The organism is Pseudomonas sp. UBA1879, from assembly GCF_002338065.1.
Classification (GTDB): domain Bacteria; phylum Pseudomonadota; class Gammaproteobacteria; order Pseudomonadales; family Pseudomonadaceae; genus Aquipseudomonas.
On sequence record NZ_DDHJ01000004.1, the window covers coordinates 271,452 to 292,653 of the forward strand.

General features: G+C 56.6%; 19 protein-coding genes and 2 pseudogenes. 12 read left to right on the forward strand and 9 right to left on the reverse strand.

From position 1 onward, the window contains the following. Window positions 1-613 precede the first annotated feature (613 nt). The 5 genes and pseudogenes from B3N48_RS04345 to B3N48_RS04365 form a co-directional block, all read right to left on the reverse strand. Window positions 614-1,048 (reverse strand): annotated as a pseudogene (locus B3N48_RS04345) (hypothetical protein); the annotation flags it as partial. Between the two features lie 506 nt (window positions 1,049-1,554). Beyond that, window positions 1,555-1,764 (reverse strand): hypothetical protein, encoded by a 210-nt coding sequence (locus B3N48_RS04350; RefSeq protein ID WP_296179936.1) that lies wholly within the window; start codon window positions 1,762-1,764, stop codon window positions 1,555-1,557. A 999-nt stretch (window positions 1,765-2,763) separates the two neighbouring features. Continuing rightward, entirely contained in the window at window positions 2,764-3,213 is a 450-nt protein-coding gene (locus B3N48_RS04355) for a carboxymuconolactone decarboxylase family protein (RefSeq protein ID WP_296179938.1), read from the reverse strand. Between the two features lie 153 nt (window positions 3,214-3,366). Beyond that, window positions 3,367-4,041, reverse strand: a complete 675-nt coding sequence (locus B3N48_RS04360; protein WP_296179940.1) for an FMN-dependent NADH-azoreductase — start codon at window positions 4,039-4,041, stop codon at window positions 3,367-3,369. Between the two features lie 28 nt (window positions 4,042-4,069). Next, window positions 4,070-4,552, reverse strand: a complete 483-nt coding sequence (locus B3N48_RS04365; RefSeq protein WP_296179943.1) for a GNAT family N-acetyltransferase — start codon at window positions 4,550-4,552, stop codon at window positions 4,070-4,072. An 89-nt stretch (window positions 4,553-4,641) separates the two neighbouring features. Between B3N48_RS04365 and B3N48_RS04370 the strand changes: the two genes are divergently transcribed. Next, a complete protein-coding gene (locus B3N48_RS04370) occupies window positions 4,642-6,078 on the forward strand; it encodes a PLP-dependent aminotransferase family protein (protein ID WP_296179945.1) in 1,437 nt (478 codons plus the stop codon). Here B3N48_RS04370 and B3N48_RS04375 read toward each other — a convergent pair. Next, the gene (locus B3N48_RS04375; RefSeq protein WP_296179948.1) at window positions 6,071-6,550 is read right to left on the reverse strand and encodes a carboxymuconolactone decarboxylase family protein; all 480 of its coding nucleotides are present in this window, start codon (window positions 6,548-6,550) and stop codon (window positions 6,071-6,073) included. The two genes, B3N48_RS04370 and B3N48_RS04375, sit on opposite strands and share 8 nt — an antisense overlap. 434 nt (window positions 6,551-6,984) lie before the next feature. Between B3N48_RS04375 and B3N48_RS04380 the strand changes: the two genes are divergently transcribed. Beyond that, on the forward strand, window positions 6,985-7,728 hold the full coding sequence (locus B3N48_RS04380; protein ID WP_296179951.1) for an SDR family NAD(P)-dependent oxidoreductase: 744 nt from the start codon (window positions 6,985-6,987) through the stop codon (window positions 7,726-7,728). 62 nt (window positions 7,729-7,790) lie between these two features. On the opposite strand, the pseudogene B3N48_RS04385 reads toward B3N48_RS04380, so the two are convergent. Continuing rightward, window positions 7,791-8,066: pseudogene (locus tag B3N48_RS04385) on the reverse strand (SOS response-associated peptidase family protein); the annotation flags it as partial. 688 nt (window positions 8,067-8,754) lie between these two features. Between B3N48_RS04385 and B3N48_RS04390 the strand changes: the two are divergent. Next, entirely contained in the window at window positions 8,755-11,340 is a 2,586-nt protein-coding gene (locus B3N48_RS04390) for a bifunctional diguanylate cyclase/phosphodiesterase (RefSeq protein WP_296179954.1), read from the forward strand. A 99-nt stretch (window positions 11,341-11,439) separates the two neighbouring features. Here B3N48_RS04390 and B3N48_RS04395 read toward each other — a convergent pair whose 3' ends face one another. After that, window positions 11,440-11,838, reverse strand: coding sequence for a hypothetical protein (locus B3N48_RS04395; RefSeq protein WP_296179957.1), 399 nt, complete (start codon window positions 11,836-11,838; stop codon window positions 11,440-11,442). 107 nt (window positions 11,839-11,945) lie between these two features. Beyond that, window positions 11,946-12,593, reverse strand: a complete 648-nt coding sequence (locus tag B3N48_RS04400; RefSeq protein WP_296179959.1) for a TetR/AcrR family transcriptional regulator — start codon at window positions 12,591-12,593, stop codon at window positions 11,946-11,948. A gap of 88 nt (window positions 12,594-12,681) precedes the next feature. Between B3N48_RS04400 and B3N48_RS04405 the strand changes: the two genes are divergently transcribed. The 9 genes from B3N48_RS04405 (at window position 12,682) to B3N48_RS04445 (ending at window position 21,197) form a co-directional block, all read left to right on the forward strand. Further along, the gene (locus B3N48_RS04405; protein ID WP_296179961.1) at window positions 12,682-13,104 is read left to right on the forward strand and encodes a carboxymuconolactone decarboxylase family protein; all 423 of its coding nucleotides are present in this window, start codon (window positions 12,682-12,684) and stop codon (window positions 13,102-13,104) included. Window positions 13,105-13,115: 11 nt separating this feature from the next. Further along, window positions 13,116-14,324 carry an MFS transporter gene (locus B3N48_RS04410; RefSeq protein WP_296179964.1) on the forward strand — a complete coding sequence of 403 codons (1,209 nt, stop codon included), beginning with the start codon at window positions 13,116-13,118 and terminating at the stop codon, window positions 14,322-14,324. Window positions 14,325-14,359: 35 nt separating this feature from the next. Beyond that, on the forward strand, window positions 14,360-15,091 hold the full coding sequence (locus B3N48_RS04415; RefSeq protein ID WP_296179967.1) for a 3-oxoacyl-ACP reductase family protein: 732 nt from the start codon (window positions 14,360-14,362) through the stop codon (window positions 15,089-15,091). A 10-nt stretch (window positions 15,092-15,101) separates the two neighbouring features. Continuing rightward, on the forward strand, window positions 15,102-16,142 hold the full coding sequence (locus B3N48_RS04420) for an aldo/keto reductase (protein ID WP_296181583.1): 1,041 nt from the start codon (window positions 15,102-15,104) through the stop codon (window positions 16,140-16,142). Window positions 16,143-16,279: 137 nt separating this feature from the next. Next, window positions 16,280-17,026: a FadR/GntR family transcriptional regulator gene (locus tag B3N48_RS04425; protein WP_296179970.1), complete on the forward strand. Its 747-nt coding sequence runs from the start codon at window positions 16,280-16,282 to the stop codon at window positions 17,024-17,026. A gap of 2 nt (window positions 17,027-17,028) precedes the next feature. Then, window positions 17,029-18,198: a siderophore-interacting protein gene (locus B3N48_RS04430; RefSeq protein ID WP_296179972.1), complete on the forward strand. Its 1,170-nt coding sequence runs from the start codon at window positions 17,029-17,031 to the stop codon at window positions 18,196-18,198. 35 nt (window positions 18,199-18,233) lie between these two features. After that, on the forward strand, window positions 18,234-20,438 hold the full coding sequence (locus tag B3N48_RS04435; RefSeq protein ID WP_296179973.1) for a TonB-dependent siderophore receptor: 2,205 nt from the start codon (window positions 18,234-18,236) through the stop codon (window positions 20,436-20,438). A gap of 7 nt (window positions 20,439-20,445) precedes the next feature. After that, the gene (locus tag B3N48_RS04440) at window positions 20,446-20,655 is read left to right on the forward strand and encodes a hypothetical protein (protein WP_296179976.1); all 210 of its coding nucleotides are present in this window, start codon (window positions 20,446-20,448) and stop codon (window positions 20,653-20,655) included. 17 nt (window positions 20,656-20,672) lie between these two features. Beyond that, a complete protein-coding gene (locus B3N48_RS04445; RefSeq protein ID WP_296179979.1) occupies window positions 20,673-21,197 on the forward strand; it encodes a hypothetical protein in 525 nt (174 codons plus the stop codon). Window positions 21,198-21,202 lie beyond the last annotated feature (5 nt).

Here is a 21,202-nt window from a genome sequence, read left to right on the forward strand (position 1 = left end):
TTCGGGTAAGGCTTGATGCTGCGATAGCCCATGCCTTGTAGAAACACTGTGAGTGTCCGCTGCTGGCCGAAGCAGCCTTCCAGGGGTGCAGCTGACCATCACACCCGCTTCACTACCTTCGAATGAGGGTATGGTTCCGAGCGTATGAAAGCGGCTGTAGTGAATGTATCGTCAGCTCGTCAAAGCGCATGTGGAAGGAATCGGGATATGGAAAGCGAGCGAGGGATCGATAAATGGAATGCCAGGTGGATGATCGTTGCTGGGCGAGCGGTGTGCACTGGTTGCCTTGAAAGCCAAGCGCTGGAAGATTGCGAGAGCCCGTTTTCTCATACCCCTACATGCGAGGCTAGCGAACAAGCTCAGCATCCGTGGATTGCGTTGCACGACCTCATGGACTGCGCGAGAGGATGAGTTGCCTCTCAAGGCCCACGAGATCGGTCTTAATGTGGGGCCGGTCGGAGACAGGCACGTAAGGGCAGCTATCGACCCAAAGCGGACTCCCAGTTTCTGTGCAGGATTGCACCAGTCCTTGCAGCAGGAACGACAGGGGACTGGATAGGTAAGCAGTATCTTTTCTTGCTGTAGGCCTCACTCCTGCGCCCCATAATGGCGTGAACATTCCAGCGATTATCCTGGCGTCTAACAGGGCGTGGTGCGGCAGCACCGCCCCATCACTTATAGGCGAAAGTGTCGTAGCATCGGTTGGATAATTTCGGACGTTCCTGGGCCATCGTCCATTGTCGTAAGCGAGCTCGCAAAATAGCTCCCAATCGTAGATAGGGGCGTCTGTGATCACCTCAAGCTCTTCGTCGTAGGTTGCCAAGAACCGAAGGAGTGCCTTCCTGGCCTCGATTATCGGCATGGCGTACTCACCGCCCCAGAGCTGTGGCAGTACGATCTCTTTCACGAAATCACTGCAGTCGTCTGCTCGCCAACCATCGAGCAACTCAACGTACAATTCGCGACCGTTTTCAGAAACCAGTGCCAGCGATATCAGCTTCGCTGCAGGTGAGAGCTGGGTGAATTCGCAATCGAGAAAGAGCCTCATGCTGTTGAAACTCCGGAATGACTAGGGCCCGTCTAAATATGGCGCATGAAGGGCAACTGTGGGAGATGGCCCTCGAACATTTTGGCTCGGACGTACTGCTCCAGGGGGTTGTAGACATGAGTAGCCATCGCCTAGGCCAGTGGTGGCGCACCTGACGACCAAACAGGTGGGCCAGGATGTTCTGCCGGATGCTTCCCAAGCTTCTATCAGCTGCGGCCCCTACTCACTGATATTGTCGACATCCTGGCCTGCTTTGTCCCAGTGAAAATCCGCGATGGGGTGGCAATGCTCAATTGCGATCTCTGCCGTACGCTCAGGTGATGTCCAAAAATCTACCCACTTGTCACATGCTCATGTTGGGTGGGCCGCTTTTGCGGACGGCTGTCGTGAACCGAGCCTACGCGTTACCGCTGCGTCTCGGCCCTGCCGGGCTCCCATCCTCCCATCTACGGCCTGTCGGCCTGCGCGCTCCGCTTGCGTACGGCGAGGTCAGAGCACAGCCCCCGTCATCTGGGTTGCATTAACGAGCTGATGCAGCTTCCAATGACATCTTGGTTGTTTTGGACTTTGTCTAAATGTTCTTTGACGGCACTGGCCACAAACGTCGAGCCTTGAGCTTCGGCCCAAGCCGCGATCTCACCTAGGGCTCTAATGATCGCTGCTTGATTGCTGAGAATTGCATTGAGGAGAGTGGGGGTGACTTCAGATCGATCCATCGACTTCGCTCCTGCCAGGACGGCAAGCATAAAACTTGGCCAGATGGCTTCAGTTGGGCATGTCTCTGCATACCTAACGTTCTTATACAGAAGCCCGAAGCGCCGCCACAAGTGGAATTCGCCAAGCCTCTGTTGCCGAATGTTAGCTCTTAGATAGAGGTAGGCTTGAACACGCGTCTGGATGATCTAGCCTGTTCATTCAGATTGAATTCAGCAAGGAGTGCTGTGGTGATGCCTAATGGAGCGGTGAACGCGTGGACTGCCATGTGGAAATTGATCGAGCATGAAATTGTTTGTGTTGAATGCAAACGTCGCCAACACCTGGCCAAAAGTGAAGCCGAGTTTAAGCACTTCCCAGGATGTAACGCTGATTCGTTTGCTCGAAGCGATTCGGGTAGTCCAAGCCATGATGTGCGTTCAACTAGCCGAATGTAGTCTGCATACAGATAGCGAGCGCCTTGGCCGGGCCTCTACCTGAACGCCATTTCCAGTTTCAGTCTTTGTGGTCTGACGGTGAGGCAATGGGCTCAACTAATGCGGCCCCCGATTACGCACATTGCCCATATCTTTGCCCACCTTGTACCAACGAAATTCCGCAGTGGGGCCGGCAGTGCTCGATGGCGATCTTGTCGCACGCCCGGGTCACGTCTGAGAATCTGCCCATTGCCGCGTACTTTCGGGTGCAATCACCAAAGGCTTACATGCCCTGGTCGCTTGCTGCCGTGATGATGAAGAAGCCATTACGCACGTAGTGCTCAATGGTTGGTGTACCTCTGCCAGGCTAATGCTCGAACGGACATTTGACGACCATCAGTAATGCCTCTTCCACCAATTTGCGACAAACATAAGAGAGGCCAACCCGCTGATGCCGGGTTACTGTTTGGTTGGCCCCTTTCGCGGACGACTCTCGTAAACTGAGCCTACGTTTCCACCAGCCTTGACGCATGGTCAGCAGAGGGATGGTGAAGTGCTACTTTCGAACTCATAGGAGTTTCGCCATTAAGCTCTGGCAGCAGGCTTTAATCGAAAACTCACGCCCATGCGGTTGAAAGCGTTCATCGCAGCAATCGCTACTGTCAGGTCAACCAGATCCTTTTCCGCAAACACTGCCGAGGCGGCTGCGTACGCTTCGTCCGACACATGGGTCTCGCTTACCCGCGTGACCTCGTCTGCCCAAGCTAATGCCGAGCGCTCCTGATCCGAGAATAGGTGCTGTGCTTCATGCCATACCGGAACTAACACCAGCTTGTCCACCGACATGCCTTCTTTGATCAGATCTCGTGAATGCAGGTCAATACAGTGCGCGCAGCCGTTGATCTGCGACACCCTGAGAAACACCAGATGGATCAGTTGGGCTGGCAGATTGGTCGCAGTGGTCGCAAAGTGATGCAAACCTCCAAGCGACTTAGCCGCACCTGGTGAAGCTTCAAACCAATTGAGGCGATTCATGATTAACTCCTTTCTGTAGGGCGGTATTGAGGGTGGGACAGTGCGGTACGCCGCTGCCGAACCGGTCGAACGGATTTCCCGAAATCAAAAAGCTAGGCCCAGCTCCAGATATGGCTGGTGACCCTTGTACTTTGGCCACTTGGGACGCTGGCTTCAGGCAACTATTTCATGAGTTCTGGTTTCGACTTCCTCATGAAAGAACCGGTGCACATCGTCGTACCCAATTTTTTGCGCCGTTTTTAGCGCATCCGTCCCTTTTGCCGTGCCTTCGACGGTGAAGTAACGCACCTGATTGAGACCGATGGTTGTCAGCACTGCGGATAGGTAAGGGCGGAGGAAATCGGGTTGCCGTGCCCTCTCGCCGCTAATGTAGCCGCCGGTGGCGACGGCAACGTAGACGGGGCGCTCCAATAATGTTCCAACCTTGCCTTTGGATGTGCTCAGGAAAGTTTTTCCGACACGTACAACGTGGTCAATCCATGCCTTGAGCGGCGCTGGCACGCTGTAGTTATGCATGGGCGTAACAATTACCAGCACATCGCAGGCATTCAACTGGTTGATCAGTTGGTCGGAGCGACCTAATGCACCTTTCTCATCCACGGTTGCTATTTCGCTCGGATGGGCCAAGGCATGGGCATAAGGCGCATCGACTGGCGATAATTCGTTTAGGTCTATATCCGTCAGCTCAATCCCGCGTATGCCAGCGCGTCCTGTCAGCGCGTGCAGAATCCGCTGAGACAGTTTTAAGCTTTCAGAGGCATCACCGTTTGGGCTGGCAATCAGGCGAAGGATGCGCAAAGGAGCGAGGGGCTGCTGAGATGGGTTCATGATCTTGCCTCCTTTATGGGTGATGCGGTCATGGGGTATCGAACTGTTTTTGAAAACGCAGCGCGCCGGTATAAAGGCCTTCGCGGAAGTAGAAGCGTTGGGCCCGCGCGTTGGCCAAACCCGTGTCAAGCACCAGGCGCGCGCAACCGCTGGCACGCGCCAGTCGTTCCAGGGCTCGCAATAACCGTGAGCCCCACTGGCCCCCGCGCTGGGCTTCATCGGTGACAAGGTCATCGACATACAGGAATGGGCCATAAATCAGATTCTCCTGAAGGCGGTACCCTGCAAGCGCCACCAGTGCCCCTGACTCGAAGGCTCCAACCAGGCGATAGCCGCCAGCTCGCATTCGTTCAAGGCGAGTCAAGAAATCGGCCTCGCTTATCAGGTGGGGCCGCAACTGTTGCATCACCGGGAAAGCGATTTTCAGGTCTTGGCGGCTGTCTAGAGGACGCAGGGCGGTGTCGGCCAGGTCAAGCACGCTGGGCACGTATTCTTGAAGATTGAACGTCATGAGAGAGGCCTGGATGTGTTGTGATAGTCGTATCTTGAACTACCATTGCCGCACTTCACTGAACCAAGAAGTGAGATATGAACTAGGCCATGATGACTTCCTATTCGCACCCTTTCACCGCCCTGGATGGGCAACTGGGTTCCCCTCTGTACCGTCAGATATATGACCGAGTACTCGCCGCCATCGCCGCTGAAACGCTTTGCTCTGGTGACCGATTGCCCTCGGCCAGAGCCCTCGCCAAGGAGCTGGGTGTGGCTCGTGGCACCGTCGAGCTTGCCTATTCGCTGCTCACGAGCGAGGGCTACCTCTTGGCTCTGGGACAGAAAGGCACCGTGGTCAATCCCGAATTGCAGAAGCCACCGATGTCCGGCACCACTTTACCCGTCAGCAGCGAAGTGATTGAAAACTCACCTGACGCACTCTGGCGTCCACCGCACCTGTTGCCGTTTCAGATGGGGGTGCCTGCGCTGGATGAGTTTCCACGCAAGATCTGGGCGCGCTTAGGTGCCCGCTATTTGCGTGGCATGCGTTCAGGGGATCTGGACTATCCGTCTCCACACGGCCTGCCCGCATTACGCAGTGCCATCGCCTCGTATCTGCAAGTGTCACGAGGCATCGATTGCGGCGCCCATCAGGTGTTCATCACCAGCGGCTGGCGTAGTAGTCTGTCGCTGGTCGCACATACTTTGCTGCATGCAGGGGATCGAGCCTGGGTCGAAGATCCTGGCTACCCGACCACGCGTCAGGTACTTCGCCAGTTCGGTATGGCGCTTGAGGCCGTGCCAGTCGATGCCGAAGGTATGGATGTGGAGCAGGCCATTGCCTGGTCTCAGGGTGCACAGGTCGTCATGGTGACACCGGGGCACCAAAGCCCACTGTCTATGGCGCTGTCGTTGCCACGGCGACAATTGTTACTGGATTGGGCCGCGAGGAACGGTGCCTGGGTGGTCGAGGATGATTACGACGGCGAGTATCGCTATGTGAGTCGACCCTTGCCGGCGCTGGCCAGCCTGGATCGCAATGGACGTGTGCTGTACGCAGGGACTTTCAGCAAGGTGCTTTTTCCCGGTATCCGCCTTGCCTACCTGGTCGTGCCTCAGAGCCAAGTGGCAGCGTTTGAGCGGGTAGGCCGGGCGTTGTTTTCCGCAGGCTCGCCATCGATCACTCAAGCGCTGGTTGCAGAGTTCATTGCCGAGGGGCATTTCACTCGGCACATTCAGCGCATGCGACGGCTTTACAGCGAACGACGTGAGTTGACTATTGATGCCCTGGAGCGGAGCTTGCCCAAAGGAATGCGGGTTGAACGCTCGCCAGGTGGCATGCACCTGGTACTGCGTTTGCCGGAGGGAGTAAGCGACACAGCCCTGGCTGAACAGCTACTGACCCGAGGCATGGCCGTGCAACCCTTGTCGCGATGGAGCGTGTCGTCGCCGCGTCAATCCGGGCTGCTGCTGAGCTTCACCAACTGCGCCTCTGCTGCCCAAGGCGAGCAGCTTGGCGCGTTGATAAACCATGCGCTCAGTTGAGGTTGGCCTTGGTCAGGCCGAACACCTCATCCGACGAACCAGGGACTGCCTGAAAAGCCACATTAAGGCGATTCCAACCATTGATGGCGACGATCAGGAACGACAAGTCCGACAAATCCTGTTCTGAAAACTGCTCACGCACTTCCGCGTAGAGGCTTTCAGGAACACCATGGGATGGCAGGTGCGTTAGGGCTTCTGTCCAGGCGAGCGCCGCGCGCTCCACTGGCGAGAATAGCTGCGATTCACGCCAGACCGCAATGTGGTGGAGACGCAACTCGCGCTCGCCATGGATCTTGGCTTCCTTCACGTGCATATCCACGCAGAATGCACACCCATTGAGTTGAGATGCCCGCAGCATGATGAGGTGGGCAAGGTCAGCCAGCAGCGGCTTCTTGCTCAGCTGCATCGTCAGCTCCACCAGCTTATTGGAAGCCTGAGGGGACAGTTTGAAGTAATCAAGACGGTTGTTCATGGCGGTCACTCGCGGTGGGTTAGGTATGTTGGAGCCACTGTAGTCACGCGTGGTCTAGCCACACAGGGCCAAGAAAAGACCTTTCAACTAAGCCATGTAGTTCTGAGTCGCGATTAGCCGCTCGCCGATGTTGGCAAGCCGGTTGTCCGTGAACCTGCGGAATGCAACCCGAAGCCACTGTGCCCTATTCACGAGGAGGGATTGGAATTCCCTTTGAAGGAATTCGGTAAGGGTCGATTTTTATGCCCCGTGGGGCACTCGCAAATACCGCCACTACTGCGAGTCAAAAAAACTCTTTCCAGTCATTTTGACAAGAATTGTTTATGGTCAAATTGACTCCTGGTATCTTCAATAATCTGATTTAATTGATGTTTTAGGTTGGCATGAAATGTGTCAGTGATGGGTAGATCGTTTAATACCCAAGGAGCCGAAGCATGAAGAGTGAGTTTAACAATCGTGTGGCTGTGGTAACCGGCGCGAGTTCAGGCATCGGTCTGGCAGTCGTTCAACGGTTGCTCAGCCAGGAAGCGACAGTAGTGGCGATGTCCCGTAGCCGGGGAGGCCTGGCTGAACTCAAAGAGGTCCATGGTGATCGCCTTCATATTGTCAGGGGCGATGTAACGGTAAGTTCGGATCTTGAGCAGCTTGCACACTGCGCCTCCAGAATCGGGCCTGTGGATTTTCTCGTACCGAATGCTGGCGTCGCTGTGCTTGAAGACAGCCTGGAGAGTAAAGGATTCGAGCGAAACTGGGCCATCAACGGCGCTGGTGCGCTCAACACGCTTTCAGCTTTGCGAGCCCAATTGGCGAGACCCGCGTCAGTAGTCTTTGTGGGGACTTTCCTTTCTGCGTTAGCCTTTCCTGGTTTGGCCGGTTATATCGCGTCGAAAACAGCACTGACAGCGCATGCTCGAACTTTGGCCGTCGAACTGGCTGAGGCGGGAATTAGGGTGAACGTCGTATCGCCAGGGCCAACAGCTACGCCGATCTGGCGATCACTAGGTTTGGATAATGCGACGTTGTCCTCAGTCGCCGAAACCGTTAACCAGCGCTTGCTCGAGGGCAAGTTCCTTGAGCCGGAAGCGGTGGCAGATGTGATTCTTTTCCTGCTGTCCGAGCGAGCACGTAGCATTTACGGCCAGGATATTGTGGTAGATGGTGGGTATACCTTGCGATAGTCGCTAGAAACGCAGAGAGGTCGTGGAGACATGTATTGCGTGCGGATCGTGCACTCGGCCTCTCATTTGTTCTGCTCAGACGTTACGTCGATTGACGTGATCAACTCGGGCCCTTGATTTCGAACATTCCCCACATCCTTGCCCACCTTGTACCAGTGGAAATCTGCGACGGGACGGCAGTGCTCGACGGCAATCTCCGCCGCTCGCTCTGGTGAAGTCTCAGGGTCTACCCACTCCCTCGCATGCTCAGGTGCAAGCACCAGAGGCTTACGGTCATGGATATCGACCATGCCTTGGTCATTTGTTGCTGTGATGATGACGAAGCCATCGCGCTCGTCAGCTCACCGATATGCGAATTTGAGAGGAGGGATCCACTTTCCGATATTGACCACTGTTTGGTGGGCCGCGTTTGCGGACGGCTGTCGTGAACCGAGCCTTCGCGTACCGCTTTGTCTCGGCCCTGCCGGGCTTCCATCCTCCCACCTTCGGCCAAGGCCTGCGCGCTCCGCTTGCATTCGCCAATATCCCCAAATCGCCTGGTGGGTATTGGCACGGCTATTTCAACGTAGAGGTTGGAAATCTCTGGGGACTGATTTCAGGCGACTTTTTCCAGCTCTGTCCAGGGTGGGAATAGGTTGGGCTGAGGAGCGTGCTCATCGCGAGGTTGAGTGCTCCGCGTTTGGCATTTGCTCGTCCTGTGACGATGATTAGATAAAGGTTCATGCTGATTAGCGGGAGTTATGGATGTCCAGAGGCATGCGTTGGTGGCGCCAAGTCAAGGCAATTCCGAAGAATTGGCATCCGGTCAGCTAAGTGAAGGCGGTCGACGAAGGCATCAGCCCTTAGTTCAAGAGCGACGTCGCAGGCTCGTGGTGACCTTGGCTTGCTGGATAAAGTCGACCCAAAGCCCCACCTGGATCTGTCTATCGATAGCTGAGGGCTATCCACTCTATCCGCTCAACCTCGTCTCGGTTTGGCCGATAGCCTGTTACCAATCTCTCCGTAAATAAGTAGCGATGTCCCCCCATGCCTGAACACTTACCTTCCGTCGTTGGCTCTGGTCATAGACGCTCAAGCGTGAAGATCATTCGCACGTCACTGTTCAAATTCGTGGGCTTGCTGACGGGGGTATTTCTTCTTGCCGGTTATTTGATCCTTTATTTGGCTCACGACCTGGATCGCAACGAGGAAACCGAAAGCGCGTTCTATACAAACAAAGCCGTGCGGGCTTTAGAGAAGTCTATAAGCGTCACGGTCAAGGATTACGCATTTTGGGGCGATGCCTATAAGCACCTGCATGTGAAGGTAGACACCGATTGGGCGTACGTCCGGCAAAACGTTGGGCCAACGCTTTATAACGATTTTGGTTTCAAAGGTATATTTGTCGTCAACAGCGCCGATCAGACGGTGTATTCGGTAATCGAAGGTCAGTTGCAGCGGGTAGATGCTTCTACTTGGCTCAAGCAAGCGCTGCCGGATGTGTTGACCAAGGCTCGAGCCGGGGCCGATGCAGAAACACCTATCACCCACTTCGTAAATATCGGTGGGCGACCGGCGCTGGTCGGGGCTGCGGCGATTACCCCCGGTACAGACCCTACAGTGTCGCCGGACGACGGACTTCCCTCGGTCTTGATCTTCGTTGACATCCTCGACAACGTCAGGCTCGAGACACTTGGCAAAGATTACGGAGTAGATGCCTTGCGCATCGCCACCGCCGACGAACTTAATGGAGGTTCAGTCTTCGCCTTGGGTGAGAACGGTGTGGCCGGGAGCTTGCACTGGGAGCCACCGAAACCGGGTGAGCGCCTGCTTGGGTTGGGCTTGCCTTTGATCGGTTTCGCCGCGCTACTGGTGTGTCTAATGGCCTGGGCGATATTGCGTCGCACGACCGCCAGTGCTCAGGCACTTGATGCCAGTTACGACTCACTGCAGCTCAGCCAGACGGCGCTGGCCATCAGCGAGGCGCGCTTTCGGGACGTGGCCGAGGCGAGTTCCGATTGGATCTGGGAAATCGATAGCCAAGGGCGTTTTACCTATCTGTCTGAGCGATTTGAACGCGTCACGGGGCTGGCCAGACATGAATGGATCGGCGCGCGTATGGATCTGCTGCTATGCACCGAATTGGGAACAGTGAGCCAGTGGCTGAGTATTCCCAATCGTCGTCCGGATATCAGTGTCCAGTGCCGATATGTCGACCCCAAAGGCCATCAACACGTTACACGTCTGTCCGCCAGAGCCATCTCTGATCAAGGATTCAGGGGTACTGCGACAGACGTCACCGAGGAGGTCGAGTCGCGTCGACGGATCGAGTTTCTTTCCCAACATGATTCTCTGACTGGCTTGCCGAACCGCACCCGGCTCAGGGAGTTTCTTGATGGCAAACTCAAGGCGCAACCTACATCCGAGCGACCGCTGGTCATGCTTAGTCTCGACCTCGATCGATTCAAACCAGTCAATGATCTGTTGGGCCATGCCGCCGGTGATGCGGTATTGAACGAGATCTCCAGTCGTCTCGCCGATCGTGTTCGACATGGGGATCTGGTAGCGCGTATCGGCGGTGATGAGTTCGTCCTGATTCTGACTGACCTAAAAGGACAGGACGAAGTAGAAATGCTTTGCCAGCGCCTTATCGAATCGATTGAAAGGCCCATTCAGATCGGCGAGCAGGAGGTGTTCGTCAGTGCGAGCATCGGTATTGCGATGGCGCCCGCTGATGCCACCGAAGCCACTGAATTGCTTCGCTACGCAGATATCGCGCTGTATGAGGCCAAGTCGGGAGGGCGCAACACTTGGCGATTCTATGCGGGTGACATGAACTCGAAGATTGTGGAGCGCCGCCGCCTGGAAAGTGATCTGCGTTTTGCGATCAAGCATGGCGAACTCCGTTTGCATTTCCAGCCGCGCTTTCGCATCGCAGACGGCAAAATGGTGGGCGCTGAGGCGCTGGTACGCTGGCAGCACCCGGAGCGGGGGTTGATTTCCCCTGACACTTTCATTCCGATTGCTGAGGAGACGGGTCTGATCCTGGCGTTGAGCAATTGGGTCATGGAAACCGCTTTGCGCTACGCCGCCAGTTGGCCTGATCATCTGTTTGTATCCGTGAACCTTTCGCCGTCCGAGTTCAAGCGCGGCAATCTGGTTGAGCGTGTGCAGAGAGCGTTGCTCCAGTCGGGAGTCGAGCCCAGCAGGGTAGAGCTCGAGATTACGGAAAGTGTCATGCTGGAAGATGCGCCAGGGGCCCTGGAGATCATGCGAACGCTGAAACGCCTGGGGATCCGCATCGCCATGGATGATTTTGGTACCGGATATTCATCATTAAGCTACTTACGAACGTTTCCGTTCGATGGACTTAAGATTGACCGCAGCTTTCTCGATCGTTTGGGTGCTAATCACGAGGATCGATCGGTCATCGAAGCGATTATTGGCTTAGGTCACGCGCTATCGCTAACGGTAACCGCCGAGGGAATCGAATCACAGGAACACCTGGAGTTTTTGAGATCTGCGCTCTGTGATGAGGGCCAGGGTTACTTCCTTAGCCGTCCTTTGGATATAGATGGGTTCTGCGCTCTGCTTCGAGTGACTGTGAGTGCCGTTACGCCCGGCATCTCTTAACGAAAGATCCATCTGGGCCAGCCCGCAGCGATGACCACCTTTGCTATATGCATGGCTTACCTATGTCAGCTCTTGGCCGATAGCCGCCCTTCGTAATACTTAGCGCTGATTTCTGATATCTGAAATCAGTCCTACGGTTGCCTGCTCGGCTGCCTCGAATGAGGCCATTGCTGTGTACAACACATCAAATCCGCGAGAACGCTTCGCCATGTCTTCGGCGTTAGCCGCGCGCTCTTCGGCAGAGGGGACGATCGCGATCATGGCAGCGCACCGCCCGGGCAGAAGGTGGCGATGCTTCTTGAACCAGATGCCTCGCGTGCGAAAGTCCTCTGCGGTTTCGTTCAGCGCGTCTGGCTCGAATGCGACGACGAACGCGAGGTTGCTGTCCAGGAGGGCATCCATCTCTTTACCCCACTGTTCGGCATATCCGGGAGGACAGCGATCAGAGCGCAGTGCTACAAACGGAAATTCAGACACATCGTGCAGGTAGAAATCCATGATATCTCCCGAGGGGTATGCCCCTCGTAAAGTCGGCAGTGGATTGATCCTAACATCCTATCTTTGTCGAAGTAGATGAGATTTATTCTCAGTTGCTAGGTGGTCTCTTATTTCAGGTAGAAGCGCAGGAAAATGGCGACTGCCTGGTCCACGACCTTGTTGGTGTGAGCAACGCTCAGCTCCCGTGGATCGCCCATGATCCGGACCCACAGCACGGTCTCATCGATCATTCCCAGGAATTGCTGCGAGGCCAACTCCGGATCGTCGATGGCCAGCTTGCCACGACGACCGAGCTCCGCGATGTAGTTGCGCACTGCGCTGACCGCAGGTGTTTTACCGACTTCAAAAAAACGGCGGGTCAGCTCGGGAAATCGTGGGCCTTCAGCGATCACCATCCGCAAAAAAGCCACTGCCAGTGGTGGTGCCCAGAATGCTGCGACCCCTCGACCAATGGTCCGCAATCCTGCCTCGGGATTGGCCAATGCTTCCTCGTCGCTCGCAATGTCCATCACTGGGAACGCACGCCACATCCGTTCCGCAACCGCACCAAACAAAGCCTCCTTACCATCCGGGAAGCGGTTGTAGAGCGTTTGCCTGGCGACACCAGCCGCTTTGGCAATGAGCTCCATGCTGGTGCCTTCAAAGCCATGCTGGATGAAGACGCGACCTGCAGCTGCGAGGATCGCATCTTGTTTGGATGTGCTGTGCTCGGACGAAAGCATTTCATCGAACAGAGAGGGAGAAACGGCGGACATAGGCAAAAAGAATCTCTGAAAGAACTCGCTTGACTAGACTGGACAGTACAGTCTAGTTTTTAAAAACGCTCAATCAGAGGTTTTACTCATGTCTACTTCCAATGGCAACCCGTCCACTCTTCAGGCGCTGTATGCACAGGGAGCAGAGACCTTTGACTCATCCTTGAGTATCACCGCCGAACAGTTTGTGGCCAATGTCGAATCCCTCGCGCCAGGCTTTGGACGGCTGATCGTCGAGATGGAGTTCGGTGCGATCTATAACCGTCCCGGTCTGGATATCAAGACTCGCGAGCTGATCATCATCGCCTCCTGTGCAGCGTTGGGGGCTACAGGTCTGGGCGCGGTCAAAATGCATATCCCTGCTGCATTGCGTCATGGCGCAACGCGTGCGGAGATCGTTGAATCACTGGTTCAGGTGTCAATGGCTGCTGGCCTGCCAACCGCATTAGGGGCACTGCAAGCGGCCAGTGAAGTGTTTGCCGAGCTTGATGCCAACGCATCGTCCAACTGAGTCGGCGCATCATGTCCGCCTCGATCCCGATGAAAGACTGCCGTCCCGGCACATTGGCGATGCTGGCATTCGCCTGCGGGGTGATGGTTGCCAACATTTACCTGTGCCAGCCATTGCTCGCGGAGATAGCCCGCGCATTTGGCATTGCGGCAGATAGAGCGGCACTTGTGGCCGTAGCTACGCAGGTGGGCTATACGCTCGGAATTCTCTTTGTAGTTCCGCTCGCCGATGGTAGCGATCCGGTGAAGCTCATCCGGCGGATGATGGTACTGACCATCGTGGGGCTTATTGCGGCTGCACTGGCACCTGCACTGTCGGTGCTGTTGGTGGCCAGCGTCTCTATCGCGGCCACTTGCGTCGTCGCCCAGATCCTCATACCGCTGGCCACGACGCTGGCAGGCCCTGAGTTTCGTGGGCGAATCGTCAGCAAGCTCAGCACGGGGCTGATCCTGGGTATTCTTCTATCCCGGACGTTCTCGGGGTTGGCCGCTGAATATTTGGGATCGTGGCGGGCGCCGTTCCTGCTTGAAGCGTTGTTGGTCGCAGTACTTTTCTTCGTGCTGCCAAGGTTCTTGCCCGTCCGCAGCACTGCTGCGGGGATTGGTTACTGGAACCTCATCAAGTCGCTACCTCCATTATTGCGTCATCGCGAATTGCAGCTTTCCATGGCGTTGAGCCTGTGCTGCTTCGCAGGCTTTTCCGCGCTGTGGGCGACCCTTGCGTTTCACCTCTCCAGCGAAACATTCGGGCTAGGCCCGGCGGCCGCTGGCTTGTTCGGTTTATGGGGCGCGCCCGGTGCGCTGCTTGCGCCGATGGCAGGCAGGCTCGCCGATAGATGGGGGCCTGGGAGAGTCAATGCCTGCGCATTGGTCTCCATGGGGGCCTGTTTTCTCTTGGCCGCGACGCTGGGACAAACATCTGTTGTCGCATTGGTTGTCGCGATCAATCTTCTCGATTTCGGCATGCAGAGCGGCCAGGTAGCTAACCAGGCGCGGATCTTTGGGCTGAGTCCGGAGATACGCGGCCGTCTGAACACCCTGTACATGGGGGTCACATTCGGTGGGGGAGCGCTTGGCGCACTGGTTGGCGGGTGGGTCTGGTCTGTCGCTGGCTGGGTCGGGATCTGCTGGTTGGGGGGCTGGCTGGTCGTCATGGCCGCGCTTGTACTGGGTTGCGCTTCTGTTTTTGCCTCCGCTACTTCAAAGACGCCAGTTCGTTAAGCCTGGCCTCATTCTCAATCAAAGGAGTTCACTCAATGGACAGCCTCGAAAATAAGGTTGCATTGGTCACGGGCGCTTCGCGTGGGATTGGCCGGGAAACGGCGCTGAGTCTTGCGCGTGCGGGGTGCGATGTTGCGGTCAACTGCGTTAAATCGATCGATGAAGCCAATCAGGTCGTTGCTGAAATAGCAGCGCTGGGGCGTCGGGCATGCGTTGTCCTGGCTGATGTCACCCAGGCTGATCAGGTCGCGCAAATGGTGGAGCAGGTCCAGGAGACGCTGGGGGCCATCAGCATTCTGGTCAACAACGCCGGCATGACCCGTATCCAGCCCCTCGATCAGATCACTGAGGCAGACTGGAATCAGGTCATGACGGCAAATCTGACCTCGACGTTCCTGGTCAGTCAGGCGGTCCTTCCTGCCATGCGAAAGGCCAAATGGGGGCGCCTGATCATGCTGTCCTCGGTCGCTGCCCAGTTGGGTGGCGTAATAGGCCCTCATTACGCTGCGAGCAAGGCAGGCATGATCGGGCTGGTCCACAGCTACGCCCATATGCTCGCCAAAGAAGGCGTGACAGCGAACGCCGTCGCGCCCGCGCTGATCGAGACGGACATGATTCGCGGCAACCCGAATATTCGACCTGATCTTTTACCTGTGGGGCGCTTCGGTCAGGCAGATGAAGTCGCTGAGACAGTCGTCCTCCTCGCACGCAACGGCTATATGACGGGGCAAACCGTAAACATTAACGGCGGTTGGTACATGAGCTGAGGTGAGCAACATGAAGTACAGATCTTTGGGTAACAGTGATTTGGTCGTGCCTGTCCTGGCACTGGGGACTGCGACCTTCGGAGGCGGCAACGACTTCTTCAAAAAGTGGGGGCACACCGACGCCAAGGAAGCTACCGAGCTCGTGAGCGTTGCGCTGGAGGCAGGGTGTAACCTGTTCGACACCGCTGATGCCTACTCCAGCGGCCTGTCCGAAGAGATCCTCGGCAAAGCGATTGCAGGGAGACGTGACGAGCTCTTGTTGGCCACTAAGACCGGCTTGCGAATGGGTACCGGTGATGGCGATGTCGGCACCTCCGGCGAGCGAATCATCCGGGCGTGTGAGGCAAGCTTGCGCAGGCTGGGCACCGAGCACATCGACCTTTATCAACTGCATGCCTTCGACGCTCAGACACCTGTAGAGGAAATGCTCTGGGCGCTGCAGCGGCTCATCAGCGATGGCAAGGTCGGACAATACGGGGTTTCCAACTTTTCAGGCTGGCATCTGATGAAAATGCTGGGCCTTGCGGATCAGCACAATGTGCCCAAGCCTGTCTCTCATCAGGTTTACTACTCACTGGTGGACAGGGAGCTTGAGTGGGAACTGATGCCCCTCGCGCTGGACCAGAATGTCAGCAACCTGATCTGGAGCCCGCTGGCAGGCGCGAAATTGACCGGCAAGCTCGGGCGCTACAAGGCCGCCCCAGATGGCAGTCGTGCCGCAACGGATGCCAGCATGACAACGGATCCTGAACGTCTTTACACCATCACTGATGAGCTGGAAATGCTGTCCCGGGAAACAGGGCATTCGATTGCCCAGCTTTCTCTCGCGTGGCTTCTTGCCCGACCATCCGTGGGTAGCGTGGTAGTGGGAGCTCGGAATGCCGACCAATTGCGCGATAACCTGCTTGCAAGCTCAATCCGACTTGAAGCTGAACAGATCGCCCGTCTCGACGCAGCCAGCGCTCGTCGCCCAATTTACCCTTACTGGCACCAGTCGGCGGTGTACAGCGAAAGAAACCCTGCACCGATCACCGTGGCCTTGAGCTACTGATCCCTCACGGCCGACGTAGCCGCAACGCTATTCGTCGGCCAAACCAAATATTCCACTATTCAAGAATACCTCTCATTGCCGACCTAAACATAGGATGTTAGGATCATCCTCAATTAAACTCGTTCTCGGTGATGACCATGCAAGCTCTTCTTGCCAGTCCAGCAAAAAATCGTCGATGGATCGCCTCCACCATTGATGTCATCCGTGGCCTGATCGCCAACCAGACTCTGCGCACCGGTGATCGGTTACCGGCCGAAGCCGAGCTGCTTGAGCAAATCGGTGGCAGCCGTCATACCGTCCGCCAAGCACTGCAGACACTCCTGAACTGGCAGTTCCTGGAGTTCCGTCCGGGCGAAGGCATGTATGTCAGCCAGGCCAGCAAATCTGTTGATGAATGGCGTCAGCACAATCGTGCCGGCATCCGTGACCATCTGGAGATGCACTACGTGCTTGAGGTGGAAGCTGCCCGCTTGGCTGCGCGCCGCCGGAATATCGATGACATCCGCCGCCTGCGCGAACGCCTGGCGGCGAGAGGTGAATACAGCGCAGATGATGATCTGAACGACTTCATTTCGCGCGATCGCGAGCTCCACATGGCGATCGCCATTGCCTCCCACAACCTTGCGCTACAGGCGATGTATCGCTCTTTCAGCGTGTCGATCAGGAGCCATGTCCTGGCCATATTTGCTGATGGCCAGTTGCTTGATCCGGACCTCGATGCACACGTAAGGGTGGTCGAGTCGATCATCTACGGCGATGAGCAGGCCTCGGTTGCGGCCGTGAAGGCAATGCTGCTGCCGACTATTGCGCAGCTCAATCAATTTTTGGGCAGCGACAGCTGCGACATCTCCGTGGCAGACCGCCTCGGCTTATTGTGGGTATGAACATGGCCAGAATGATCTTTTCCATCAACCAGTGCTCGCCCATCGAACTGCGCCTTCTCAAGGCTCTCAGGGCGTTGAACTGGGAAGGGAACTGGCCTGCCCAGGCTGGCTTTTTCCTTGAAGAAATCGGTCTGAGCTCGGCGCAGACATTCGTGTTTGCAGATCTTGTCTCAGCCATTATCAAGGCCGATCCTGAGTTCTACCTGCTCGGGCCGACGTCTCCGTTCGTCTCTCGAGATGAGCTGAATCTACTCGCAGCCCTGGGCAACGCGTCGCGCAAATCCAGCAATACCTCGGAGCGGACCGACCCTCAAATGGCGCCGGTACTCAAAAGCCTGGTGGACAGCTGCGGGACCGCTCTGTGCAAGGCGCGGATCGCGATGAAGACCCGCTCGCCGCTGCAGACCGGGAGAAAGGTGCCGGGGGCCGCGTCTCAAGTCGTGCCTTTTCAGGACGACAGGACAATGCGCAACGTCAGAGTCGTGTCGGTTCATAAGCCGACCCCTCAGGTGCGCCGGATCGTTCTCGGTGGGCACTCGCTCAAGACTTTCGAGACTGATCTGCCGGCGCAGTGGGTAAAGATTTTTCTGCCTGACGGGACTGCGCAGCCCGTAGGCCGAGCATTCACCATCCATACCTTTGACACGATCAATAAAGAGCTGACCTTCGATATCGCGTTGCATGAAGGCGGCCCTATGTCCGACTGGGCTTTGACTGCAAAACCGGGTGACGAATTACAACTGGCAGGTCCTCGAGGCGGTTTTAAAGGCGTGACCCCGCGATCCTGGCTGTTGATGGCTGCTGATGAAACAGGCTTGCCGGCGATTGCTGCCATCGTCCGTCAATTGCCGGCGGACCTTGAAGTCCATTTGTTTGCCGAAGTGGCAGATGAGTCCGAACGACAATTCCTTGAGATCCAGCCGAAGGTTCGGGTGCGCTGGATTTATCGAAATGGCTCTGCTACCCAAGAGCCAGAGACCCTCAGCGAAGTGTTGCGATACAGCCCGCTTCCAACAACCGGCGGCGACGCCTGGATTGCTGCAGAAGCTTCAGTGATTCGAAGCATCCGTACGCAGTTGTTGCGCGATCGCGGCTTTGAGCTGGGCAGAGTCCACGCCGCTGGTTACTGGAAGCGCGGCGAGCAGGATCATCGCGACCTGGCTGCCGGTTAACAAACACAACACCCACAACCGCTCGGAAAAAAGACATGGAAAACCGGTGCACATTCATCGGCGGGGTTTCGTTCGCTCTCGTTTTGGGATTGAGTCCACGCGTACTCCTGGCAGAGGAACCCGGCAAAGCTGCGGCGTCTCAGCCAGATTCGGGTGCGATGGTGCTCGACGACATCCAGATCGACGCGCCCCAAGTCACGCAAAACAATGAAATAGAGGGTGTAGTCGCGCGGCAATCCACAGCCGGCACAAAGACCGATGCTGATATCGCTGAAGTCCCTCAATCGATATCGGTGGTTGGGCGTACCCAGATGGATCAGCAAAAAGCGCAGACCGTGGCTGAGGCCCTTAAGTACACACCGGGCGTCTTTGCCGATAGCCGTGCAGACGGTTTGTTCGACGGCCTGTTCATACGAGGATTCGGCGGGTTCGGCGGTTTGGCTAATTTTTCAAAGCTGTTGGATGGCCTGCCGCTCCAGTCGGGCCAGTACCTCGCGACTCCCGCTGTCGACTCATACCTGCTCGATCGCATCGATGTCCTCAAGGGGCCTTCGTCCGTTCTCTATGGGCAGGCAAGTCCGGGGGGGGTCGTCAACATGGTCAGTAAGCGGCCAACCGATGCGCCATTACATGAAGTCGAGGTGCAGACTGGCAGTCGAGGTCGTGAGCAAATCGCGACGGATCATTCTGGCCCGATCGATGATCAAGGTGTCTGGAGCTATCGCATCACGGCCCTGACCAAGAGAGCCGACACTCAGATCGATCACACTGAGGAGCAGCGTGTTGCAGTGGCTCCGAGCCTGACGTGGCGGCCGAACGATGACACCTCCCTGACGCTGCTGGCGAGCTATCAGAAAGACCCTTCGAGTTATTACACCGGCTGGGTGCCTGCGCAGGGATCGGTATCAGGCAGCGCCACTGGCAAGATCTCACGGCATTTCAATCCGGGCGAACCATCGGTCGATGCCTATGATCGCGAACAGACGCTGTTCGGATATGAGTTCAGCCACCGCTTCAATGACACATGGTCGTTCAGGCAAAACACCCGCTACATGGATCTGAATTCGGAATACAAAGGGTTCATGGTCAATTACGTGAATCCCTATTCATCGACCACGCCGGGCGAGCTAAACCGGCTGGCGGACCACAGCATCGAGAAGCAGCAAACCTTCAGCGTGGATAACCAGCTGGAGGCGAACTTTGATACTGGACCGTTCCAGCACAAGGCGCTCATAGGCCTTGAGTATGATCGGGCCCAATCGAGCATGCGCTTCGGTCGCTCATACGATGTGGCGGGTATCAACTATGTGAACCCCGTGTATGCCCAATCGGTCGCGTTACCCGCTCTGACCAGCCACACGGTGCAAAAGCCCGAGCAAACGGGGCTTTATCTGAAGGACCAGATCAAATGGGATAAATGGACATTCCTTGCCGGCTTGCGTCAGGACTGGGCGAAAACGCGGACTGAGGACAAAGTTGCCGATACCCACAGCCACCAATCCGATCAGGCACTGACCGGGCGTATCGGAGTGGTGTATGCCTTCGATAATGGCATCTCCCCTTATGCCAGCTTTTCGAACTCGTTCGAGCCAGTGGTTGGCACCGATGCCCAAGGCCAGGCGTTCAAGCCGACCAAGGGCGAGCAATACGAAGTCGGCATCAAATACCAGCCAGTGGGTTGGGACAGCTTCATCACGTTGTCGGCCTTCCAGATCAAGCAGGAAAACGTTCGTACCACGGATCCGGATAACGCCTTCTACTACTTACAGACCGGTGAGGTGCGTGTACGCGGCGCAGAGCTCGAAGGTCGGGCCAACCTGACGGACCAGATCAGCCTGTTGGCGGGCTACTCCATCCTCGACCCTGAGGTCACCAAGGACACGACAAAGTCCAACGAGGGTAATCGTCCGGTCTCGGTGCCCCTGAGTCAGGCATCGGCCTGGGTGGACTACGCCTTCAGAGGCACCTTCGACGGGCTGACCTCCGGAATCGGATTGCGTCACATCGGTAAATCCTACGGCGACACCAGCAACGATCTTTCGGTAGACGCCTACACGCTGGTGGACGCGGCAGTGCGTTATGACCTGAACAAAGCGTCCCCCGCTTTGAAGGGCTGGTCGGTAGCAGTCAACGTCAACAACCTCAACGACAAACACTACGTCGCATCCTGCTTCTCGGCCGGAGGCTGCTTCTACGGGGCCGAACGCACAACGCTGGCCAGCCTGAAATATTCATGGTGATGACGAAATGAATGCCTTGAATCACCCCCAGTCAGACGCGCAAGCACAAGAGCCTCATCGGGCATTCAGATCGTTCTGGGTGCTGTTTGCGGTAGGCCTGCTTTACGTTTCTTTCGGCGTTTGTTTCGGCCTGCTCGAATACGGCGTGCCACCGATTCTGATGTTCCGAGGTGTCGATCTGGCGTCGATGGGGCGCTTTACGTTCCATTTGGTCTGACCTTTCTGTGGGCTCCGTTGATTGATGGGAAACCTTTGCCCTGGCTGAGCTATCGGATCGGCTGGATTGCCCTGTCCCAATGCATCAGTTCGGCGCTTTTGGTCGTTATTGCATTCGCAGATGGGTATCCGGCCCAGGTTCTGTTCGCATTGGGGCTGGCGGTGTGTTTTGCCGTGGCAACAATGGATCTGGCCCTGGATGCGTTGGCTGTGGACATCATCGGCCCCAACTACAGAGCGATTGCGGCGGGCCTGAAAGTAGCTGCCCTGGCATTTGGCGGTCTGATCGGCGGTGGAGTGCTGGTCGGTTCTTTTGACCGCCTTGGATGGTCGGGCACGTTCCTGCTAACAGCGGGCTTACCGATCCTGACACTGTTTCCTGTGCTAGCCCTGACCCGCGCCGATCACCCGCGTGCCATTACGCGTGCTCGGCCCAGCCTTTGGATCACATTCAGTCGGCCGGGCGCTCTACGACAGATCGTCCTGCTTTCGCTCATCACCACCGCCACTATCTCGCTGATCTTTTTCAGCGACCGATCTTAGTTGAG